The 1,418-nt window shown below is 64.5% G+C and carries 1 protein-coding gene; it reads right to left on the bottom strand.

The annotated features are described in order from the left end of the window. Nucleotides 1-1,418, bottom strand: a 1,418-nt coding sequence (locus ABD937_RS23835) for an Ig-like domain-containing protein (protein WP_345258595.1), incomplete at both ends; no start/stop codon positions are given.

Genomic DNA, 1,418 nt, shown 5'->3' with positions numbered 1-1,418 from the left:
TCAGTACCTGGCCCGGCGTCACGCTCATCGTGGCCTGCACGCGGCCTCCGCCGCCACCGGACACGAAGCCGCCGTTCTCGCTGCCGCGGCCCCCGCGGGCACCGAGTGCATCAATGCTGATCGAGGTGATGCCCGCAGGCACCGTAAAGGTCTGCATGCCGCCGGTGTAGTTGAAGGTCTGCGTTACCTTCTGCACCTCGCTCTGCGCATAGTACGTCGTCGTAGCCGTCGGCGACACCATAAAAGGAGCACCGCTCGCCGAAGAACCTAAAAGGCTGCCGCCCGAAGGAGCATCGTACCAATAGATCCGCGCACCCGCGGCCGTGGCCGAAAGATTGGATGTGCCACCCGGGCAAACCTGAGAAGGGCTGGCGGTGACCCCTGTCAGCTCCGGCTGCACTACCAGCACCTCCACGCGCGCCCGGCTTCCGCCGTTGCCCGAGACCCAGAAGGTGCTGTTGGCCATAAGGGTGCTTGTGGTATAGGTCGCTCCCGTGAAAAGGAGGTTTCCGCCTGTTGCCGCATCGTACCAGGTGAATGGCGCGGCGCCGGTTACCGTGAGGGTGGTGGCGCTTCCGATACAGATGGTGGTTGCGCCGGTCACGTTCGTCGCCGGTAATACGGTCACCGTTACGGTAGCCAGGGAAGAACAACCGGTGGCCGTATAGACGCCCCGGGCCGTGTACGTAGTGGTAGCCGCCGGAGTGGAGGTGAATGTTGCCGTATTGCCCGTAAGCGGCGACCAGCTGTAGGTGTCGGCGCCGGACACGGTCAGGGTTACGGGGTCGCCCGCGGAGATTGTCTGGTCCGGCCCGATGCTGAGTACCGGGTTCGGGTTTACGGTCACGGTCACGGGGTCCGTGGTGCTGCATCCGGAATTATTATGGCCGGTAACGGTATAGGTGGTCGTGGCCGCCGGCGACACATTCACGCTGCTGCCCGTAAGCCCGCCGGGCTGCCAGGTATAGCTGTCGGCGCCCGACGCGCTGAGGGTCGTGCTTCCGTTGAGGCAGATGGCCACATCGGCGGACGCGGTGACGCTGGTAACGGTCACCGTGGTTTGCGCCGTATTGGAACAGGCCCCGGCGGTATTGGTGCCGGTAACGGTGTAGGTAGTGGTCGCGGAAGGGGTGACGCTGACCGAGGCGCCGCTGAGGTTGCCGGGCATCCACACATAGGAGTCGGCGCCGCTGGCCGTAAGGGTCACGGCGGTGCCGGCACACGTGATCTGGTTGGCACTGACGCTGACCACCGGTGTCGGATGCACGGTTACCGTTACGGGAATACGCTCCGTGGAGGCACATTCGGCGCCGGCGCTATAGCTGATGATGAGTGCGCCCTGGTCCTGGTTCATTCCTTGAGTATGGACAACATTCTGGAAGTGCGCGGGATTGGTGTAGGAGGAGCCGCCGCCGCCG

It is taken from the genome of Flaviaestuariibacter amylovorans (assembly GCF_039541815.1).
Taxonomy (GTDB): Bacteria; Bacteroidota; Bacteroidia; order Chitinophagales; family Chitinophagaceae; genus Flavisolibacter; species Flavisolibacter amylovorans.
Note: the sequence above shows the minus strand (reverse complement) of the source record. Positions and strands in the feature narration are given on the sequence as shown.